Genomic DNA, 20,765 nt, shown 5'->3' with positions numbered 1-20,765 from the left:
GTGGCGGGCGCATTGATTGGGGAGTATGCGGCGCGGAGCCTCACCACAGGCGTTTTCCGGCGACAGAGCGGAAAACCGCGGCGAGCGCTGCGAACCCCTTTCGGGAACACCCGCGGAACCGGCTTGGCCGGGCCGCAGGGTGTGCCCCCGGCAGGGGGTTGGCGTAGCGGCACGAAGTGCCGCGCAGCCTGGGGGCGAGCTCAAAGTGTATCGATGAAGCTGCGCAGCTTGTCCGAGCGGCTCGGGTGCTTGAGCTTGCGCAGCGCCTTGGCCTCGATCTGGCGGATGCGCTCGCGGGTCACGTCGAACTGCTTGCCCACTTCCTCGAGCGTGTGGTCGGTGCTCATCTCGATCCCGAAGCGCATGCGCAGCACCTTGGCCTCGCGCGGGGTCAGGCTGTCGAGGATGTCCTTGACCACGTCGCGCAGGCCGGCCTGCATGGCCGCCTCGATCGGCGCGGTGTTGGTGCTGTCCTCGATGAAGTCGCCCAGGTGCGAATCGTCGTCGTCGCCGATGGGCGTTTCCATGGAGATCGGCTCCTTGGCGATCTTCATGATCTTGCGGATCTTGTCCTCGGGAATCTCCATCTTGGCCGCCAGGATGGACGCATCGGGCTCGAAGCCGAACTCCTGCAGATGCTGGCGCGAGATGCGGTTCATCTTGTTGATGGTCTCGATCATGTGCACCGGGATGCGGATCGTGCGCGCCTGGTCGGCGATCGAGCGCGTGATGGCCTGGCGGATCCACCACGTGGCGTAGGTCGAGAACTTGTAGCCGCGGCGATATTCGAACTTGTCGACCGCCTTCATCAGGCCGATGTTGCCTTCCTGGATCAGGTCGAGGAACTGCAGGCCACGGTTGGTGTACTTCTTGGCGATCGAGATCACCAGGCGCAGGTTGGCCTCGATCATCTCCTTCTTGGCGTCGCGCGAGGAAGTCTCGCCGGCGATCATGCGGCGGTTGATTTCCTTGAGTTCGGTCAGCGGCACGACGACCTGGGACTGCACGTCGGCAAGCTTCTGCTGCAGTTCCTGGATCGGCGGGATGTTGCGCTGCATCACCGAGCTCCAGGGCTTGCCGGCGGCGGCCTGCTTCTCGACCCACTTCGGGTTGAGCAGGTTGGAGGCGACGCGGTTGCCCTTCTTGTCGAAGCCGGAGAAGTCGCGGATGAACTCCTCCTGCGGGAAGCCGCACTTGTCGACGATGATGCGTCGCAGCTCGCGCTCCTTCTTGCGCACGTCGTCCACCTGGGCGCGCACCATGTCGCACAGGCGCTCGATGGTGCGGGCCGTGAAGCGGATCGTCATGAGCTCGTCCGACAACTGCTGCTGCGTCTTGTGATAGGTCGGCGAGCCGTAGCCTTCCTTGTCGTAGATCTTGTGGATCTTCTCGAACAGCTCGGCCATGCGGTCGAAGCGCACCAGCGCCTCGCGCTTGAGTTCCTCGAGCTTCTTGGTCAGGGCCTTGGAGCCACCGTTGCCGTCGTCGTCGTCTTCCTCGTCGAATTCGTCGAAGTCTTCCTCGGCCACGTAGTCGTCAGCCTCGTTCGGGTTGGAGAAGCCGTCGACCACGGTCGAGATGACGACCTTGCCTTCGCGGATCTCCTGGCCCATGCGCAGGATCTCGGCAATGGTGGCGGGCGATGCGGAGATCGCCAGCATCATGTCCATCAGGCCGCCCTCGATGCGCTTGGCGATCTCGATCTCGCCCTCGCGCGTGAGCAGCTCCACCGTGCCCATCTCGCGCATGTACATGCGCACCGGGTCGGTCGTGCGGCCGAATTCGCTGTCCACGGTGGACAGGGCGGCCTCGGCCTCTTCCTCGGCTTCCTCGACGGTCGCAGCCGTGGGCGCCACGTTGTTCTGGAACAGCGTCTCGGCGTCGGGCGTCTGCTCGTACACGGCCACGCCCATGTCGTTGAGCATGGACACGACCACTTCCATGGTCTCGGCATCGACCAGCTTGTCGGGCAGGTGGTCGGAGATCTCGCCCTGGGTCAGGTAGCCGCGCGTCTTGCCCAGCGTGATCAGGGTCTTCAGGCGCTGGCGGCGCTTGGCCAGGTCTTCCTCGGACAGGACGGTCTCGTCCAGGCCGAATTCCTTCATCAAGGCGCGTTCCTTCGCCTTGCTGATCTTCATGCGCAGGGGCTTGACCTTCTCCTCGACGACGACGGCGGCCGCCGGCTCCCCGGTCAGGTCGTCCTCGAGGTCGGACAGATCGATGTCGTCGGTCTCGGGCTTGGCCGCCGCCGCCTTGGGCTTGCGGCCGCGCTTGGCGCCGGTGGTGGCCGGCGCGGCGCCGGCCGCCTTGGGCGGGCGGCCGACCTTGCGGGCGGGCGCGGCGTCTCCGCTGGCTGCGGCCTTGAGGATCTTCTTGGTTTCGGCGGCCGCCTCGGCGGCCTTGGTGGTCTTGGTGGTGGTGCTGGTCACTGACTTGGCTTTCGATGCCGTGGCTGTCTTGACAGCCGCGGCTGCCTTCCGGGCCGGGGTGGCCTTGGATGGCTTGGCGCCGGCAGCGGATTTCGTGGCGGAAACGGCAGGCTTCTTTGAACTGGGCATAAGACCTCGAACAACAAGAATTGACTAGCGGATCACAAGCGCCACAAACCCGGCGCGGGCATGAAAAGGCGGATGCGCCGGGAGCTGATGCCACCGGGCGCATGCGAGGCGCCGGCAAGATGTCGGGCGAACATTTGGTGTGCAGTCCTTGCGGTAATTTGGCCCCGATCCCGTGTTGTCGGGATGTGCATTGCGCGTCTGAGGGCCGGCCCGGAGGTGCTGCTGTCGCTCTTGCCAGCTCGTGCCTGCAGCTGCGGCTGACCCTATTGGCCGGCCAGCAGTTGTGCACGAAGCCTTACATTATAGCCTTTCCCCGATTTTTCAAGCGCCTGGCAACTGCTGGAAACCCCTATGCGGGCCTGGCGGGGCGCCCCGGGCAGCCGGATTTCAGGCCTTCAGTGTCATCTGGAGTTCGCGACGCCTGGCTTCAAGGGCCCGGTAGCGGTCCGGTGCCCCCGGGTCGGAGCCGAAAGCCTGGGCCGTCTCGGTCAGCTCCTCGCCCAGTCGCTCGATCAGCATGCGCGCCAGGACATCGCGCAACTCGGCCTCGGTGTCTGCCGCGGCATGGTCCGGCCCCGGCTCGCCCAGGGGTGCGCCATCGGGCCCGGTCATGAGGCGCATGGCCACGGCCTCGGCGGCATGGCCGCGCAGCCCTTCGCGCAGTGCCGCCCAGGGCTGGTTGCCGTGCTCGTGGAACTGGGCGTCCAGCCAGCGGAAGAGTTCGCCGACGTCGCCGGGGGCGTCGCACAGCAGGCCATGCAACTCGTGCGACAGCCCCCCCCAGGGCGTCATGTCGGCCAGCAGCATCCGCGCGGCAATCTCGGCGCGCCCGAGCGGCTGGACCCTGGGAAGGGCGGGGCGGGCCCGCCATTCGCGCGACCGCCCTCGGCCGCCGTCGAAGCCGCGTCGGTCACGCTTGCCCTGCCAAGGCCGGCTGCCGTAGCCGCCGGCATCGGGCGGTGCCCACCCACCGCCGTCGTCGCCGAAATCGCCCGGATCGCCGGGGTAGGGCGGCACGTCGGCCCCCCACGCCGGCGCACCCTCGCCCTGGTACGGCGCCGGCGCCGCGGCGGCTGCACGCGGGCGCGGCGCGGCCGCCGCCCACAGCGACTGCAGCGCCTGCGCGTCGAGCTGCACCAGGCCGGCGATCTCGGCCAGGAGCTGCTGCTTGAGCGCACCGTCGGGCAATGCGCTCCACAACGGGCGCGCGTTGCTGCTCAGGTGCGCACGGCCCTCGGCGCTGCCCAGGTCGCAGCCGTCCCGGGCGGACTCGACCAGGAAGCGGCTGAGCGGCGTTGCCTCGTTGACGAAGCGGGCGAATGCCTCGCCGCCGAATTCGCGGATGAAGCTGTCCGGATCGTGCTCGGCTGGAAGGAACAGGAACTTGACGCTGCGCGTGTCGTTGGCAAAAGGAATGGCTGCATCCAACGCCTTGCGGGCGGCGCGCCGGCCGGCAGCGTCGCCGTCGAAGCTGAACACCACCGATTCGGTGAAACGGAACAGCTTGTGCACGTGCTCGGCGGTGCAGGCCGTGCCCAGCGTGGCCACCGCATTGGGAAACCCCAGCTGCGCCAGCGCCACCACGTCCATGTAGCCCTCGGTGACCAGCGCGTACCCATGCTCGCGCAGCGCGGCGCGCGCCTCGAACAGGCCGTACAGTTCGCGGCCCTTGCTGAACACCGGCGTCTCGGGTGAATTGAGGTACTTGGGCTTCTCGTCGCCCAGCACCCGCCCGCCGAAGCCGATGTATTCGCCCTTGACGTTGCGGATCGGGAACATGATCCGGTCGCGGAAGCGGTCGTAGCGCTTGCCTTCTTCTTCCTCCGAAGCGATGACCAGGCCGCTTTCGACCAGCAGCGGATCGTCGTACTCGGGAAACACGCTGGCGAGCGAGCGCCAGCCTTCGGGCGCGTAGCCCAGGCCGAACTCGCGTGCAATCTCGCCGCTCATGCCGCGCCCCTTGAGGTATTCCACGGCGCGCGGCGAACGCTTGAGATGCGCCTTGTAGGCATTGGCCGCGCGCGCCAGCACGTCGCCCAGCGTGGCCTGCTTCTGGCGCAGCCCGGCGGCGCGGGCGCGCTCTTCGGCCGAACCCTGTTCCTCGGGCACCTGCATGCCGTACTGGCCGGCCAGGTCGTGCACGGCTTCGACGAAGCCCATCCCGAGATGCTCCATCAGGAATCCGATGGCATTGCCGTGGACCCCGCAGCCGAAGCAGTGATAGAACTGCTTGGTCGGGCTGACCGAGAAGGAAGGCGACTTCTCCCCATGGAACGGGCACAGCCCCATGTAGTTGGCGCCGGCTTTCTTGAGCGGCACATGGCGCCCGACGATCTCGACGATGTCGGCGCGAGCGACCAGGTCCTGGATGAAGCCGGCGGGAATGGGCATGGGGAGTCCGGGCCGCGGCGCCGGTGGCGCGCGGGCCTGCGATCAAAGACTAGCGCGGGGCCAGGCGGATGGCGCCATCCAGGCGGATCACCTCACCGTTGAGCATGTCGTTCTCGATGATGTGCCTGGCCAGCCGGGCGTAATCCTGCGGCGTGCCCAGGCGCGACGGGAAGGGTACCGAGGCGGCCAGCGCGTCCTGAATCTCCTGCGGCATGCCGAACAGCATCGGCGTTCCGAAGATGCCGGGGGCGATGGTCATGTTGCGGATGCCGTTGCGTGCCAGATCGCGGGCGATCGGCAAGGTCATGCCGACCACGCCGCCCTTGGAGGCGCTGTAGGCGGCCTGGCCGATCTGGCCGTCGTACGCAGCAACCGAGGCGGTGGAGATCAGCACGCCGCGCTCGCCCGTGGATTCGGGCTCGTTCTTCGCCATGGCGTCGGCCGCCAGGCGGATCATGTTGAAAGTGCCCAGGAGGTTGACGGTGATGGTCTTGCTGAACACCGCCAGCGCGTGCGGGCCGTTCTTTCCCACGGTCTTTTCGGCCGGCGCCACGCCGGCGCAATTGACCAGGCCGACCAGCTTGCCCAGCTTCAGCGCCGCGGCGACGGCTGCCTGCCCGTCGGCTTCCTGGCTGACGTCGCACTTGACGAAGGTGGCGCCGATTTCCCGGGCGACCGCTTTGCCCTTGTCCACCTGCATGTCGGCGATCACCACCTTGGCGCCAGCCTCCGCCAGCATTCGGGCGGTGCCTTCACCCAGGCCGGACGCGCCGCCGGTGACGATGAACACCTTGCCTTCGATTTGCATGAATGAATCTCCAATATTTGTTGCCAGTAGGCATTATCGAAGCTGCGCCCGCGGCAGCAGCAGGAAGGCCGTCGTGCCCACCGCGAGCATGCCCGCGATCGTGAGGAAGACGGCGCGGAACGGCTCGACCCCGCCGGAGGTCGCCCACGAGGCGGCCAGGCCCGTGGCCCACTGCATGAGCGACACCCCCAGGAACATCGCCATGTTGAGCAGCGACAGCGCGCGTCCCGTCATCGCCGCCGGATAGGCCGCGCGCGTGTACGAGTACTGCAGCACCGAGTAGCCGGACAGCAGCCCGTAGAGGATTGGCAGGCCGATGTCGACGGCCAGGGAATGCGTCAGCGCCATGAGCGCGAACATCGCCGCGCCGGCGAATGCGCAGCCCGTGAGCCAGCGCGCCAGATGGGCGCCGCGCGGGTCGAGCCGCCCGAACACGACCGGGCTGATCATGCCGGCGACGGTCATGACCAGGGCCACGTTGCCGGCGTTCACGAGGGACAAGCCGTGCCGGTCGTGCAGGACGGGGCCGAGCCAGAGGCCGCGCAGCGTGATGAACGCCGCGTACGACACGCAGGCGAAGCACAGCAGCCCCAGCGTGTGCCGCATCGCGAACAGCGGCAGCAGTTCGCGCACCGCCCCGGCCAAGGTCTGGCGTTGCTGCGCCACGGCGCGCGGCGGCTCGTGCACGCGCCGATAGACGAAGGCCCACGACAAGGCCGCGAAGACTGCCAGGCAGGCATAGCCGGCACGCCAGGTCGCCGCCTCGATCAGCAGCGCCAGCGGCGTGCCGGTGAACAGGATGCCCAGGCCGGCCATGCTCATGACGAGTCCGGACATGGACGTGAACCGCGAGGCGTCGAAGTGGCGCGAGATGAACACGGTGCAGGCCAGGAACACGGGCGCGCAGCCCACACCGATCAGGGCCTGCCCGAGCAGCAGCGAATGGAAGCCGGGCGCCATGGCGCACAGCACCGCGCCGGCAATGGCCAGCGGGAACGCCGTGAGCACCGTGCGCCGCACGCCGTACATGTCGATCGACACGCCCATGGCGAGCTGCGTCGCGCCGAACATGAAGTGGAACGTACCCGCCCACAGGCCCAGGGCCTGGGCGGTGAGGCCGAAATGCTGGGCGAGCGGTGTCGCCATCATCGCGCCGACGGTGCGGAAGGCCTGGCTCAGCGCGAAGGCCGATGCCAGCACGATCAGCATCGAAGTGATCGAACGGGACGATGCCGGGGAGGGGGTCATGGGGGAACGGGAAGCGGGAGAACGGAAAGCGGCACCGATCCTAACGGTACAAAAAAAAGAGCCCCGTCCGAGGGCGGGGCTCAATTGGATCCCGAGGGACCCAAGGAGACAACTTGTGGCACCCCGGCACGGTGACGCGCCGGTCGTGCGGTGTCGGTCAGCGCTTGCGCGAAGCCGTGGCGGTCGTCTTGGCTGCGTTGACGGCGGAGGCCGAGACTGCAGCGAAATTGGCTTCGGCGACGTCCGATGCCTGCTTGACGGCCTTTTGCACCGACTCGAAGGCGTTGTTGGCGGCAGCCACGGCGCTCTTGAGCACGGCGACGGCGGTTTCGGAGCCAGCCGGGGCGTTCTTGGAGGCGCTGTCGATCAGGCTGACGATGGTCTGCTGGCCTTCGGTGGCCTTGGCCTCGAAGGCCTTGCCGAACTCGGCGCCGGTGCCTTGGGCGATGTCGTACAGGTGACGGCCGTAGGCGGCGGTCTTTTCGGCCAGCGGCTGCAGCAGGCTTGCTTGCAGGGCCAGGAACTCTTGCACGTCCTTGACTTCCAGGGCGGCCTGGGCGGTGCCGGCGGCTTCGGTCAGTGCGGCCTTGGACGCCGTGACGTTCAGTTCGATGATCTTTTCAACGCCTTCGAAGGCCTTGGAGGTCAGGCCGAAAAGGGTTTCCAGATTGGCTTTTTGGGCGGCGACGAGTTGGTCAGCGGTCAGGGCCATGTGCAATGCTCCAGATGGTCGGGTGGTGGTGGTCGGTTCGCTATCGGCTGGTATCAGCTGCAGCCCACTCAACTTATGTTGCGGTGCAGCATGGAACGAAGTATGCGACAAGCCGGCGGCCGGGGCAAGCGATTTTTGCTGCATTGCAGCAAAAATAGTATCCGGTCTTTTCGAGGCGCCCCGGTCGGGCGTGTGCCAGAGGGGCGGGCGCATCTCCGGGCGACTGGCGGCGAGCGCTTGCGCCGCTGGCAGAATGCCCCGCCATGAGCAGCCGCCCCAGCCCGAATCCACGCAGCCATTACCGGGTATTCCGGGACATCTCGACTCGCTGGATGGACAACGACGTCTACGGCCACGTCAACAACGTCGTCTACTACAGCTGGTTCGACACCGCCGTGAACGCCCACCTGATCGAGCAGGGCGCGCTGGATATCCACCAGGGCGCCGTGGTCGGGTTCGTCGTCGAGACCCAATGCAATTACTTCGAGCCGCTGGCATTCCCGCAGACGGTCCAGGCCGGCATCCGGGTGGCGCACCTGGGCAGTTCCAGCATCCGTTACGAGGTCGGCCTGTTTGCCGAAGGGTCGGGGGCGGCGGCTGCTCAAGGACATTTCGTCCATGTCTACGTCGACCGGGCCACCCAGCGGCCGGTGCCGCTGCCCGCGGCGCTGCGCGGCGTGGCCGACTCGCTGCGCACGCCCCGAACATGAAAAAGCCGGCCTGCCCGTGAGGGGCGGCCGGCTCTGCGAGGGCAGGGCCCTTACATCTTCTTCATGGCATCGACCTGGACCTTGCCACGAGCCTTGTCGGCTTCAGCCTGCTTTTCACAGGCATTCTTGGCATCACCCTTCTGGTCTTCGCACTTTTCCATGGCGATGTTGTAGGCCACATCGACCTTCGTCTGTTCGGCCTCGCGGGCGTGGTCGTTGCTGGGCTTGTACTGCTGCTCCAGCTCGGCCTTGGCGATCTTTTCCTTGCCCTGCGCCTGCTTCATGCAGACGTCCTTGGCATTGCCGTCCAGCGTTTCACATTTGGCCTTGTCGACCTTGTAGTCCGCCTCGACCCGTTCCTTGGAGACCTTGTATTCGTCCTGGGTCATGGCGCCGGCCTGTGCGGCGGCAAAACAGGAGACGAGCGCAATCGTCAGCAAATGCTTTTTCATAGACACAATTCCTTATTCTGGGTGGGGGCGCGCTGGCGAGCCGCGTAGCTCAGTAGGTTTCGAAGCGGTAGTCGGGGTTGCGCGATTCCCAGTCCTTGACTTGGCGCTCGGCTTCGTCGCGACTGATGCCGTGGCGTTCCTGGATGCGGCCAAGCAGCTGGTCGCGCTTGCCGGCGATGACGTCGAAGTCGTCGTCGGTCAGCTTGCCCCATTGCTCGCGAACCTTGCCCTTGATCTGTTTCCAGTTGCCTTCCATGGTGTCCTTGTTCATGACGGATCTCCTTGCGTTGAATGATCGGATCGGCGTTGTCTGCCGGCGTGAGGAAACTGTAGGCGCCGGGCTGCGCCACGCCGGTAGGACCGCCAGGGCAGCACCCGTAGGCACCCACCGACGCGGACCGTGATAATCGGGCGCACGACCTCGCGAGACTTCGCCTTCGAAGATGATCATTCAGAGCCTGCTCGACACCGACCTGTACAAGTTCACGATGATGCAGGTGGTGCTGCATCGATTCCCCGGGGCGCGCGTGGAATACCGGTTCAAGTGCCGCAACCCGGGCGTGGACCTGGCGCGCTTCGCCGGGCAGATCCGCGACGAACTTCGGGCGCTGTGCCAGTTGCGGTTCAAGGAGCCGGAACTGGCCTACCTGCGCTCGATGCGCTTCATCAAGAGCGACTTCGTCGACTTCCTGGGCCTGTTCCAGCTCAACGAAAAGTACATCAGCATCTCGCCGCAGCCTTCGGGCGAGCTCGAGATCCGGATCGAGGGGCCATGGCTGCACACCATCCTTTTCGAGATCCCGGTGCTGGCCATCGTCAACGAGGTGTACTTCCGCAACACCCAGCCGCAGCCAAACCTGGCAGAAGGGCGCCGCCGGCTCGAGGAAAAGATGGCCTTGCTTGCCGGCGACGGTCTGTCCGACCTGAAGATCGCCGACTACGGCACCCGCCGGCGCTTCTCGAAGGTCTGGCACGAGGAGGTGCTGCGCACGCTCATGGCGCGCCTTGGGGCCGTCCATCCCCCCGGGCCCACCAGCACGGCGCCGGCTCCGGCGCAGCGCCCGCCGCAATTCGCCGGCACCAGCAACGTGCTGTTCGCCATGAAGCTCGGCCTGATCCCGCTAGGCACGATGGCGCACGAATACCTGCAGGCGTGCCAGTCGCTGGGCCCGCGCCTGCGCGACAGCCAGGTCTTCGGCTTCGAATGCTGGGCCCGCGAGTACCGCGGCGACCTGGGCATCGCCTTGTCCGACGTCTATGGCATGACCGCCTTCCTGCGCGACTTCGACATGTATTTCTGCAAGCTCTTCGATGGCGCGCGCCACGACAGCGGCGATCCTTTCCAGTGGGGCGAGCGCATGCTGGCGCACTACGCCGCCAACCGGGTCGATCCGCGCACCAAGACACTCATATTCAGCGACGCGCTCACGGTACCGCGTACCATCGAGCTGTACGAGCGCTTCCGGGGTCGCTGCCAGCTCGCGTTCGGCATCGGCACCAACCTGACCAACGACCTGGGCTACGAGCCGCTGCAGATCGTCATCAAGATGATCCGCTGCAACGACCAGCCGGTGGCGAAGCTGTCGGACACCCCGTCGAAGAACATGTGCGAGGACGAGCGATACCTGGGCTATCTGCGCCAGGTCTTCGACATTGCCCAACCTTCCTGAGAACGAGAAAAATACTCAATGAACGGAGACTCCCTGTCGCCCCTGTGGGGCGTGCCATTTGCCGGCCTGCTTCTTTCCATCGCCGTCCTGCCGCTGCTGGCGCCGCGGTTCTGGCACCACCACTACGGCAAGGTGGCGGCCGCCTGGGCCCTGGCCTTCCTGGTGCCTTTCGCGACGAGCTTCGGCGCCTCCGAGACGGTGCACGAACTGGTGCACGTGCTCGTGGCCGAGTACCTGCCGTTCATCCTGCTGCTGACGGCCCTGTTCACGGTGGCCGGCGGCATCTACATCCGCGGCAACCTGCACGGCAGCCCGGCGCTGAACACGGGGCTGCTGGCAATCGGCGCGGTGCTGGCCTCGTTGATGGGCACGACCGGCGCGTCGATGCTTCTGATCCGCCCGCTCATCCGCGCCAACGACAACCGCCAGCACAAGGCGCACGTGGTGATCTTCTTCATCTTCATCGTCTCGAACGTCGGTGGCTCGCTCACGCCGCTGGGTGATCCGCCGCTGTTCCTGGGCTTCCTCAAGGGCGTCGAGTTCTTCTGGACGGCCAAGCACATCTTCCCCGAGACGCTGTTCATCGTGGGGGCGCTGCTGGTGATCTTCTGGCTGATGGACAGCTACTTCTATCGCAAGGAAGGCGTGCTGCCGGTCGACCCGACGCCCGACACGCAGCGGCTCGGATTCGACGGCTCTGCCAACTTCATCCTGCTGCTGGCGGTGGTGGGGCTGGTCTTGCTCAGCGGCATCTGGAAGTCGCCGGTGACGATCGACGTCTACGGCACGCCGATGGACCTTCCCGGCCTGGTGCGCGACGTCGGCCTGATCGTCATCGTGTTCGTTTCGCTGTGGATCACGCCGCAGCGCGTGCACGACGCCAACCAGTACAGCTGGGGCCCGATGGTCGAGGTCGCCAAGCTGTTCGCCGGCATCTTCCTGACCATCGTGCCCGTCATCGCCATGCTGCGCGCCGGCGTCGACGGGCCGTTCGGCGCCATCGTGAGCGCGGTGACGCGGCCCGACGGCTCGCCCAACCCCGCCATGTACTTCTGGGCGACCGGTGTCCTCAGCTCGTTCCTCGACAACGCGCCGACCTACCTGGTGTTCTTCAACAGCGCCGGCGGCGACGCGGCCGTGCTGATGACCACCCATGCCGCCACCCTGGCCGCAATCTCGGCCGGCGCGGTGTTCATGGGGGCCAACAGCTACATCGGCAATGCGCCGAACCTGATGGTCAAGGCGATCGCCGAAGACCGCAACGTGCGCATGCCCAGCTTCTTCGGCTACATGCTGTGGTCGATGTGCATCCTGCTGCCGCTGTTCGCCATCCAGACCTACATCTTCTTCATCTGAACGCCATGACCCGAGCCAAGATCCTCGTTGCCCGCGCCGTATTCCCGGAAACCCTGGCCAAGCTGGAACAGCATTTCGAGGTCGAGGCCAACCAGTCCGACGCGGACTGGGGCCCGGCCGAACTGGCCGCCCGGCTCAAGGACAAGTCCGGCGCCTTCACCACCGGCACCGAGCGCATCGACGCTGCGCTATTGGCGGCCTGCCCGCAACTGAAGATCTGCGCCAACATGGCGGTGGGCTACAACAACTTCGACGTCGACGCGATGACGGCCCGCGGCGTGCTGGCCACCAACGCCCCGGACGTCCTGACCGAGACCACGGCCGACTTCGGCTTCGCGCTGCTCATGGCCACGGCCCGGCGCATCTGCGAGAGCGAGCATTCCCTGCGCCGCGGCGAATGGAAGAAGTGGCGCTACGACATGTTCGCTGGCAGCGACGTCCACGGCAGCACGATGGGCATCATCGGCATGGGGCGCATCGGCCAGGCCATCGCCCGGCGCGGCGCCCTGGGCTTCGGCATGAAGGTGATCTATCACAACCGTTCGCGCCTGGCCCCCGACCTCGAGGCCCGGTGCGGCGCGACCTACGCGAGCAAGGAAGAACTGCTGCGCACGGCCGACCACGTCGTGCTGGTGGTGCCTTACAGCGCCGCTTCGCACCACACCATCGGCGCGGCGGAGCTGGCGCTGATGAAGCCCACCGCCACCCTTGTCAACATCGCCCGCGGCGGCATCGTGGACGACGCCGCGCTGGCCCAGGCTCTCAAGGACAAGCGCATCGCGGCCGCCGGACTGGACGTCTTCGAAGGCGAGCCGAAGGTCCACCCGGGCCTGCTCGAAGTCCCCAACGTGGTGTTGACGCCGCACATCGCCAGCGCCACCGTGCCGACCCGGCGCGCCATGGCCGACCTGGCGGCGGACAACCTGATCGCCTATCTCACCCGGGGCGAGGCGCTGACGCCGCTGAACCCGTCGGTCATCGGCGCGTCCGCGAACCCCTGAGCCTCGGCAGACGCAATTGGACATTCTCTGGATCCTCGCCGGCCTGGGCGCCCTGGCCGTGCTGAATCTCGCCCTGCTGGTGTGGCTGCTGTTGCGCAAGCCGCCGGCGCCGGACCATCACGAACTGCTGCAGGCCATTGCCGCGCAGGCCGACCGGACTCAGCGCGAACTGCGTCACGAGATCGCCGACAGTGCCCGCGGCAGCCGCCAGGAGCACACGCAGGCGCTGGCGCACTTCCAGCAGGCCATCCTGGCCCAGGGCGCTGAAGCCACGCGCACCCAGAACGCGCAGATCGACGCCTTCGCGCACCAGTTGGCCAACCTGCAGAAGATGCTGGCCGACACGCTGCACACGCAGTTGCAGGACCTGATCGAAGCCAACTCGCGCCGCCTCTCGGAGGTGCGCAGCACCATGGAAGCGCAACTCGGCGCGTTGCACCAGGCCCATGCCACGAAGTTGGACGAGGTGACGCAGTCGACCTCGGCGGCCCGGCGCGAGCAGGGCGTGGGCCTGGCCAGCTTCCAGAGCGCGCTGGTCCAGCAGGGCGCCGACGCGGCCCGCGTCCAGGGCGAGCGCCTGGATGCCTTCGCCCGCCAGATGGAGGCCTTGCGCGAATCGCTGGCGCAGGCGCTGGTCAGCCAGTTGCAGAGCCTGGGCGAATCGAACGCCCGGCGCATCGCCGAGGTGCGCGCAACCATGGAAACGCAGCTGGCCCAACTGCAGGCAAGCAACGCCACCAAGCTGGACGAAATGCGCCAGGTGGTCGACCAGAAGCTGCAATCCACGCTGGAGGCGCGCCTGGGCGAAAGCTTCCGGCAGGTGGCCGAGCGGCTGGAGCAGGTTTATCGCGGCCTGGGCGAGATGCAGACGCTGGCGCAGGGCGTGGGCGACCTCAAGCACCTGCTGACCAACGTCAAGACGCGCGGCATGTTCGGCGAGGCGCAACTGGCAGCGCTACTGGAGCAGGTGCTGGCGCCCGAGCAATATGCCGAGCAGGTGTCCACGCGGCCCGGCTCGCGCGCCGTGGTGGACTTCGCCATTCGCCTGCCCGGACGCGGCGACGACGGCCGCCCGGTGTGGCTGCCGATCGACGCGAAGTTTCCAAACGAGGACTACGAGCGCCTGCTCGACGCCCAGCAGCGCGCCGACGTGGAGGGCGCAGCCATCGCCGCCAAGGCCCTCGAGACGCGCATCCGGCTGGAGGCGCGCGGGCTGGCAGAGAAATACATCGAGCCGCCGCACACCACCGACTTCGCCATTCTTTTCCTTCCCACCGAAGGACTCTATGCCGAGGTATTGCGCCGTCCCGGCCTGATCGAAGCCTTGCAGCGCGAGCACCGGGTGACGCTGGCCGGCCCGACCACGCTGCTGGCGATGCTCAATTCGCTGCAGATGGGCTTTCGCACGCTGGCCCTCGAAAAGCGAAGCAGCGAAGTCTGGCAGGTGCTGGGAGCGGTCAAGTCCGAGTTTCTCAAGTTCGGCGGCGTGCTGGCGGACGTGCGGCGCCAGACGCAGACGGTGCTCAACACGCTGGACAAGGCGCAGACGCGCACCAACGTGTTGAGCCGCAAGCTGCGCGAGGTCGAGGCGCTGCCGGAGCCGCAGTCCCAGGACCTGCTGCCGGGCCTGGAAGCGCCGGCCTCCGACGCCGGCGACGACGAGGAGGCATGACCCTTTCGGAAGGTGCCAGCCGGCGCACCCGGGCCCGGCGTCCCGTGATGGCCGGCTTCGCACCGCCTGCCGCCTGATGTCACCCGAGCTGCTGCGCCTGATCCTCGCGCAGGTCTGCCTGCATGCGGCGATGACCGGCACCCGCATGGCGGCGCCGCTGCTGGCCCTGCAACTGGGCTACAGCGCTGCGGCGGTCGGGGTGCTCCTGTCATTGTTCGCGCTGACGCAAGTGTTCCTGGCGCTGCCGGCCGGGCGCTTCGCGGACCGCCATGGCCTCAAGCGTCCGCTCGGCATCGCCGTGGGCGCTGCTTGCTCGGGTGCAGCCGTGGCGGCCTTGTTGCCGGGTTTTCCGGCGCTGTGCCTGGCGGCGCTGCTGACGGGCGGCGCGACCGGCGTGGCGATCATCGCCCTGCAGCGCCACGTGGGTCACTCGGTCAGCGGTCCGGCAGAACTGCGCAAGGTCTTCAGCTGGCTGGCGATCGCGCCGGCGGCGGCCAATTTCATCGGCCCCTTCAGCGCCGGCCTGCTGATCGACCACGCCGGACGCTCGGCGGGCGACACGCTCGGATTTCGCGTCGCCCTGGGTGCGATGGCGCTGCTGCCGCTGGCATGCTGGGCACTGGCCCGGGGCGCCAAGGACTCGCCTGGCACGGCGGCGCCGGAGGGCGGGGCCAGGCCGCGTGCCCTCGACCTGCTGGCCGCGCCGATGTTCCGGCGCCTGCTGTTCATCAACTGGCTGCAATCGGCCTCGTGGGACGTGCATACGTTCGTCCTGCCGCTGCTGGGTCACGAGCGCGGACTCAGTGCCTCCGTCATCGGCACCCTGCTCGGGGCGTTTGCCGTCGCGGCGGCCGGCATCCGGGTGCTGCTGCCGACGCTCGCCCGGCGCTGGACGGAGCGGCAGGTGATCGTCGCGGCGAACGTCGTGACTGCCGCTGTGTTCGCGGCCTATCCGCTGATGCCGGGGGCGTGGGGCATGGGCCTGTGCTCGGTGATGCTGGGCATAGCCCTGGGCGCGGTGCAGCCGATGGTCATGAGCATGCTGCACCAGATCACGCCGGCGGCGCGCTACGGCGAAGCGCTGGCGCTGCGCGTGATGACCCTCAACGCCTCCAGCGTGGCGATGCCGATGCTGTTCGGCGCCGCCGGGGCCCTGATCGGCGTGGCCGGCCTGTTCTGGGTGGTGGGCACCGTCGTGGCCCTGGGAACGCCGGCGGTGCGCGGCCTGACCGCGCCGCCGCCCGCGTCAGGCGCCGATCACAACTTGTAGAAGCGGCTGATGGCGTCCCACGCGTCCTGCGTGGTGTCGACGTATTCGAACAGCTTGACGTCGTCGGGCGAGATCACGCCTTCCTCGACGAGGAAGTCGAAGTCGATCAGCCGGCGCCAGTAGTCGGCGCCGAACAGGACGATCGGCACCTGCTTGGACTTGCGGGTCTGCACCAGCGTCATCACCTCGAACAGTTCGTCCAGCGTGCCGAAGCCTCCGGGGAATGCCACCAGTGCCTTGGCCCGCATCATGAAATGCATCTTGCGGATGGCGAAGTAGTGGAACTTGAAGCTCAGCGCCGGGGTGACGTAGGGGTTGGGCTGTTCCTCCATCGGCAACGCGATCGACAGGCCGACGCTGAGGCCGCCGGCCTCGTACGCGCCGCGGTTGGCCGCCTGCATGATGCCGGGACCGCCGCCGGTGCACACGAAGAGCTTGTCCTCCGGGTCCTTGTCATGGCTGTAGCGCGCCACCATGGCGCCGAAGGCGCGCGCCTGCTCGTAGTAGTGGCTGCCGCGCGCGAGGCGCTTCCACCGCTGCGCCGCCGACGCGTCGCCCGCGGCCTCGGCCTGGGCGATCAGGGCGCCGGACTCCTCCTGGCTGCGAAAGCGCGCGCTGCCGAACACGACGATCGTGTTCTCGATGCCATGGGCGCGCATTTCCAGATCGGGCTTCATCAGTTCGAGTTGCATGCGCAGTCCGCGGGTCTCGCGGCGCAGCAGGAACTCGGGGTCGGCAAACGCCAGGCGCGAGGGGTCGTTGTCGAGCGGCAGGCCCTTGTCGGCGTGCGCCTGCAAGGTGGCCCAGGCGTCGGCCAGGCGCTTGTCGTGGATGTTGTGCTTGTCGTTCATGGTGTCCTCCTGATGGCGCCGTCGGCGAGTGCGACGGCCATGCCGCCCGCCGTGACGCACGAATCGGGCCGCTCGCCCAAAAAGAAAAGCTCCCGCGGGAGCTTCGAGCCCGCCGCGCGCCTGGCGTTGGCGCGGCATGCGGGCAGCGGTTGGGGCAAGGCTATCAGACGCGCTTGCGGTATTCGCCGGTGCGCGTGTCGACTTCGATGCGGTCGCCCTGGCTGACGAACAGCGGCACGGGGACTTCGAAACCGGTGGAGATCTTGGCCGGCTTGAGCACCTTGCCCGACGTGTCGCCCTTGACGGCCGGTTCGGTCCAGGTGATTTCGCGCTCGACGCTGGTGGGCAGTTCGACCGAGATCGCCTTGCCTTCGTAGAACACGACCTCGACCGGCATGCCGTCTTCCAAGTAGTTCAGGGCGTCGCCCATGTTCTCGGCTTCGACCTCGTACTGGTTGAACTCGGCGTCCATGCACACGTACATCGGGTCGGCGAAGTAGGAGTAGGTGCACTCCTTCTTGTCCAGCACGATCTGGTCGATCTTGTCGTCGGCCTTGAAGACCACTTCGGTGTTGAAGTTGGCGATCAGGCTCTTGAGCTTCATGCGCACGGTGGCGGAGTTGCGGCCGCCGCGGCTGTATTCGGTCTTGAGGACGACCATCGGGTCCTTGCCGTGCATGATGACGTTGCCGGCGCGGATTTCTTGAGCGATTTTCATAGCGAGTCTCTGGGCTGATGTGCAGATGTGCCGCTCGGCGCATCGGCAAGGCGCGCGGCAGCATCGTCCAGGGAAGGTGCTGCCCGGCCCGGCGCGCATGACCCGCGGCGGGTTCGGCGGTGCGAAGGCGTCTTGGCAATCGCCTGCAGCCCATGCTGCAAGCGCGCCCCTTCGTCCGCAAAGCCAGCTATTTTAGCTTTTTCGGCCGACGAAGCGGCAAAGTCGTTGGGCGAGCGCGTCTTGCGCCTGCAATGCCGAGCGTCCAGCCTCGACGACCCGCCTCCATTCGGCCAGGGTCGGCGCCGCCGGCCAGCAGGGCCTGTCCGCGGAAAAACCATTCCAGCTGTGATGGAAACGACGCAGCGGTTCGGGCGCGTCCAGCCAGTCCAGAAAGGCATTGAGCTTCACGTGATGGGCGTCGTCGTCCTGCGGATAGATCTGCCAGACCAGCGCGGCGCCGGCCCAGATGGCACGGACCAGGGAATCCTCGCCGCGCACGAAGTTCAGGTCGCAGGACCACAGGAGGCGGTCGAAGTCGTCCTGCGGCACGTGGGGCAGCCATTGCAGTCGAAGGGCGCCGCTGGGGCCGGCCTGCGCCTCGGATGCCGGCAGCAGGTTCCTCACCGCCGCCGCGGCCCGGCCCGGCGTCACCAGCAGCAGGGTCGGTTCCGGGCCGGTACGCCATGCGTCGAGCAGGGCGGGAAGGCCATCGGGCTCGTAGCAGAACAGGCAGACCAGCCGCTCGCCTCGCCAGTCGATTCCCTGGCTGCGCAGCCAGGCGGCCCGATCGAAGGCTTGCCGCGCGGTCGACAGCCCGTCCTCGCGCAGGAGACCTCCGGTGGCGGGCGTGAAGCCCGGATAGAAGAAGTGCTTGGTCAGGCCGGCGCCCGGGCCGCGAAAGACCGGCGAGGGCAGGCCATGCAGGCGCTCGACATAGGGCTCTGCCGAGAGGTATTCCAGATTGATCCAATGGCGCCGGCTGCCGCCGCGCGCCGCGGCGTCGGCAAACTGCGCCACCACCGGCGCCGCCGGTTCGCAGCCGAAGGCCTCGATCAGCACGTCCGGCGCCTGTGCGGGCGCCAGCAAGGCCGGATCGATGGCGTCGTCATCGCGCCAGGCCAGGACGTCTACGCCCGGAGCGCCGAGCGGAGCCATCCACGCCAGGGCCGAGGCATCGTCCATCCAGAGGCGGACCGGATCGCCGGTGGCGGCCAACTGCCGCGCCAGGCGCCAGCAGACGCCGGCGTCGCCGTGGTTGTCGATGACCTTGCAGAAAATATCCCAGCGCATGGCGGCGATACTCTACGCCCCGCGAACGAAGCACCGGGAGCCCCGGGCCGCTACCTGCCTGAAATGTCGGAAAGTCAACTGGAATCATTGCTTGCCCAGGCGCTGGGTCTGCCTTCGCTGCCGGGGGTGTACCGCTACATCGACGCGACCGGCGGGGTGCTCTACGTGGGCAAGGCGCGCAACCTGAAGAAGCGGGTGTCGAGCTACTTCCAGAAGAACCATGGCGGCACGCGCATCGGCCACATGGTGAGCAAGATCGCCCGCATGGAGACGACGGTGGTGCGCAGCGAGGCCGAGGCACTGCTGCTCGAGAACAACCTCATCAAGTCGCTCAAGCCGCGCTACAACATCCTTTTTCGCGACGACAAGAGCTATCCGTACCTGAAGATCGCCTCGCACGAGTTTCCGCGCATGGCGTACTACCGCGGCGCGGTCGACCGGCGGCACCGCTACTTCGGACCGTACCCGAGCGCCTGGGCGGTGAAGGAGTCCATCCAGTTGCTGCAGAAGGTGTTTCGCATCCGCACCTGCGAGGACACGGTCTACAGCAACCGCACGCGTCCGTGCCTGCTCTACCAGATCAAGCGCTGCAGCGGCCCATGCGTAGGCCTGGTGTCGAAGGAGGACTACGCCGCCGACGTGGCCGACGCGGAGGCGTTCCTGCTGGGCGATTCGCCGCTGGTGCTGCGCCAGCTCGAGGCGAGGATGACCGCGCACGCCGAGAAGCTGGAGTTCGAGCAGGCCGCCGAACTGCGCAACAAGATGTCGGCGCTGTCTCGCGTGCTTCACCAGCAGGCGGTGGAGAGCACTTCGGACAAGGACGTCGACATCCTCGCCGTGAAGGTCCAGGGTGGCAAGGCCTGCGTCAACCTGGCGATGGTGCGGGGTGGCCGCCATCTCGGCGACCGGGCCTACTTTCCCGTGCACGTGGAGGATGCGGCCGTACTGCAGGCCGAGGACGAAGCGCTGCCTGACGCAGCGATCGAGCAGCAGGTGCTCGAAGCCTTCATCGCGCAACACTACATCGACGTGCCGGTGCCGCCGACGCTGGTGCTGGGCGAGCCGGTCTCGCGCGAACTGGTCGAGGCCGTGTCGCAGCAGGCCGGCTGCCGCGTGACGGCGGTGTTCCAGCCGCGCGAGCAGCGCCGGCTGTGGCTGGAGATGGCGCAGAAGAATGCGGACATCCAGCTGGCCCGCCTGCTGGCCGAGGAGGGCTCGCAACAGGCGCGCACGCGTGCGCTGGTGGAGGCGCTGGAGATCGTGCCGGACGACCTCGACACGTTCCGCATCGAGTGCTTCGACATTTCCCACACGGCGGGCGAGGCGACCCAGGCGTCATGTGTGGTGTTCGAGCACCATGCAATGCAGAACCGCGAGTACCGACGCTACAACATCGAGGGCATCACGCCGGGTGACGACTATGCGGCGATGCGGCAGGTCCTCACGCGGCGCTACGGCAAGCTGGCGGAGGCGATGGCGGCCGAAGTGGATGCGCCCGCCGCGGGCGAGGCCTCGGGTGCCGACGCCCGGCCCGGCACCGCCGGCGCCCGCATGCCCGACCTGGTGCTCGTCGACGGCGGCAAGGGCCAGGTGTCGATGGCGCGCGAAGTGTTCAGCGAACTGGGGCTGCCGCTGTCGCAGATCGTGGGCGTCGAGAAGGGCGAAGGCCGCAAGGTCGGACTGGAGGAACTCGTTTTCGCCGACGGACGCGACAAGGTCTACCTGGGGCGCGACTCGGCCGCGCTGATGCTGGTGGCGCAGATCCGCGACGAGGCCCACCGCTTCGCCATCACCGGCATGCGCGCGCGTCGGGCCAAGGTGCGCGTGGGCGGCAGCCAGCTCGAGGACATCGCCGGCATCGGACCCAAGCGCCGCGCCAGGCTGCTGCAGCGTTTCGGCGGCATACGCGGCGTGGCGGCTGCCAGCGTGGAAGACCTGGCATCCGTGGACGGCATCGCCTTCGAACTGGCCGAGGAAATCTACCGGGCCCTGCACTGAGCATCGGTTTCGCCGGCGCGCGCGTGCGGCGAGCAGCCCTCGCCGCGACAGCCGCGCCGC

17 protein-coding genes are annotated in these 20,765 nt (G+C 67.5%); 7 read left to right on the top strand and 10 right to left on the bottom strand.

The features are described 5' to 3' along the window. Positions 1-200: 200 nt before the first annotated feature. The 5 genes from rpoD to VES41_RS10945 all read right to left on the bottom strand — a co-directional run bounded on the left by rpoD (position 201) and on the right by VES41_RS10945 (position 7,717). Positions 201-2,558: an RNA polymerase sigma factor RpoD gene (rpoD, locus tag VES41_RS10965; RefSeq protein ID WP_324816546.1), complete on the bottom strand. Its 2,358-nt coding sequence runs from the start codon at positions 2,556-2,558 to the stop codon at positions 201-203. A 387-nt stretch (positions 2,559-2,945) separates the two neighbouring features. Further along, a complete protein-coding gene (gene dnaG, locus VES41_RS10960; RefSeq protein WP_324816545.1) occupies positions 2,946-4,949 on the bottom strand; it encodes a DNA primase in 2,004 nt (667 codons plus the stop codon). Between the two features lie 49 nt (positions 4,950-4,998). After that, the gene (locus VES41_RS10955; RefSeq protein WP_324816543.1) at positions 4,999-5,757 is read right to left on the bottom strand and encodes a 3-hydroxyacyl-CoA dehydrogenase; all 759 of its coding nucleotides are present in this window, start codon (positions 5,755-5,757) and stop codon (positions 4,999-5,001) included. A gap of 33 nt (positions 5,758-5,790) precedes the next feature. Continuing rightward, on the bottom strand, positions 5,791-7,005 hold the full coding sequence (locus VES41_RS10950) for an MFS transporter (RefSeq protein ID WP_324816541.1): 1,215 nt from the start codon (positions 7,003-7,005) through the stop codon (positions 5,791-5,793). Positions 7,006-7,162: 157 nt separating this feature from the next. Beyond that, complete coding sequence (locus tag VES41_RS10945) at positions 7,163-7,717, bottom strand: phasin family protein (protein ID WP_324816998.1); 555 nt, start codon at positions 7,715-7,717, stop codon at positions 7,163-7,165. 263 nt (positions 7,718-7,980) lie between these two features. Here VES41_RS10945 and VES41_RS10940 point away from each other — a divergent pair, with 263 nt between their 5' ends. Beyond that, entirely contained in the window at positions 7,981-8,427 is a 447-nt protein-coding gene (locus VES41_RS10940; RefSeq protein ID WP_324816539.1) for a thioesterase family protein, read from the top strand. A 50-nt stretch (positions 8,428-8,477) separates the two neighbouring features. Here VES41_RS10940 and VES41_RS10935 read toward each other — a convergent pair whose 3' ends face one another. Both VES41_RS10935 and VES41_RS10930 read right to left on the bottom strand, forming a co-directional pair. Beyond that, positions 8,478-8,879 (bottom strand): hypothetical protein, encoded by a 402-nt coding sequence (locus tag VES41_RS10935; RefSeq protein ID WP_324816538.1) that lies wholly within the window; start codon positions 8,877-8,879, stop codon positions 8,478-8,480. Between the two features lie 49 nt (positions 8,880-8,928). Further along, entirely contained in the window at positions 8,929-9,150 is a 222-nt protein-coding gene (locus VES41_RS10930; RefSeq protein ID WP_324816537.1) for a CsbD family protein, read from the bottom strand. A 172-nt stretch (positions 9,151-9,322) separates the two neighbouring features. Between VES41_RS10930 and pncB the strand changes: the two genes are divergently transcribed. From pncB to VES41_RS10905, 5 genes are all read left to right on the top strand, one after another. After that, positions 9,323-10,549: a nicotinate phosphoribosyltransferase gene (gene pncB / locus VES41_RS10925; protein ID WP_324816536.1), complete on the top strand. Its 1,227-nt coding sequence runs from the start codon at positions 9,323-9,325 to the stop codon at positions 10,547-10,549. A gap of 18 nt (positions 10,550-10,567) precedes the next feature. Continuing rightward, positions 10,568-11,905, top strand: a complete 1,338-nt coding sequence (locus VES41_RS10920; RefSeq protein ID WP_324816534.1) for a sodium:proton antiporter — start codon at positions 10,568-10,570, stop codon at positions 11,903-11,905. 5 nt (positions 11,906-11,910) lie between these two features. Continuing rightward, positions 11,911-12,906: a D-glycerate dehydrogenase gene (locus VES41_RS10915; protein ID WP_324816533.1), complete on the top strand. Its 996-nt coding sequence runs from the start codon at positions 11,911-11,913 to the stop codon at positions 12,904-12,906. A gap of 331 nt (positions 12,907-13,237) precedes the next feature. Further along, complete coding sequence (rmuC, locus tag VES41_RS10910; RefSeq protein WP_414719106.1) at positions 13,238-14,578, top strand: DNA recombination protein RmuC; 1,341 nt, start codon at positions 13,238-13,240, stop codon at positions 14,576-14,578. Positions 14,579-14,654: 76 nt separating this feature from the next. Next, the gene (locus VES41_RS10905) at positions 14,655-15,848 is read left to right on the top strand and encodes an MFS transporter (protein WP_324816530.1); all 1,194 of its coding nucleotides are present in this window, start codon (positions 14,655-14,657) and stop codon (positions 15,846-15,848) included. Here VES41_RS10905 and VES41_RS10900 read toward each other — a convergent pair. The 3 genes from VES41_RS10900 to earP form a co-directional block, all read right to left on the bottom strand. After that, a complete protein-coding gene (locus tag VES41_RS10900) occupies positions 15,836-16,699 on the bottom strand; it encodes a TIGR00730 family Rossman fold protein (protein ID WP_324816528.1) in 864 nt (287 codons plus the stop codon). The genes VES41_RS10905 and VES41_RS10900 overlap by 13 nt on opposite strands. 163 nt (positions 16,700-16,862) lie before the next feature. Further along, positions 16,863-17,417 carry an elongation factor P gene (gene efp / locus VES41_RS10895; RefSeq protein ID WP_324816527.1) on the bottom strand — a complete coding sequence of 185 codons (555 nt, stop codon included), beginning with the start codon at positions 17,415-17,417 and terminating at the stop codon, positions 16,863-16,865. Between the two features lie 192 nt (positions 17,418-17,609). After that, positions 17,610-18,707, bottom strand: a complete 1,098-nt coding sequence (gene earP / locus VES41_RS10890) for an elongation factor P maturation arginine rhamnosyltransferase EarP (protein WP_324816526.1) — start codon at positions 18,705-18,707, stop codon at positions 17,610-17,612. A 63-nt stretch (positions 18,708-18,770) separates the two neighbouring features. On the opposite strand from earP, the gene uvrC reads away from it, so the two are divergent. After that, positions 18,771-20,705 carry an excinuclease ABC subunit UvrC gene (gene uvrC, locus VES41_RS10885; RefSeq protein ID WP_324816524.1) on the top strand — a complete coding sequence of 645 codons (1,935 nt, stop codon included), beginning with the start codon at positions 18,771-18,773 and terminating at the stop codon, positions 20,703-20,705. The last annotated feature ends 60 nt before the right edge of the window (positions 20,706-20,765 follow it).

Source organism: Variovorax sp., from assembly GCF_035634955.1.
Taxonomy (GTDB): Bacteria; Pseudomonadota; Gammaproteobacteria; order Burkholderiales; family Burkholderiaceae_C; genus Variovorax.
This window is presented reverse-complemented; position numbering and strand designations above follow the sequence as displayed.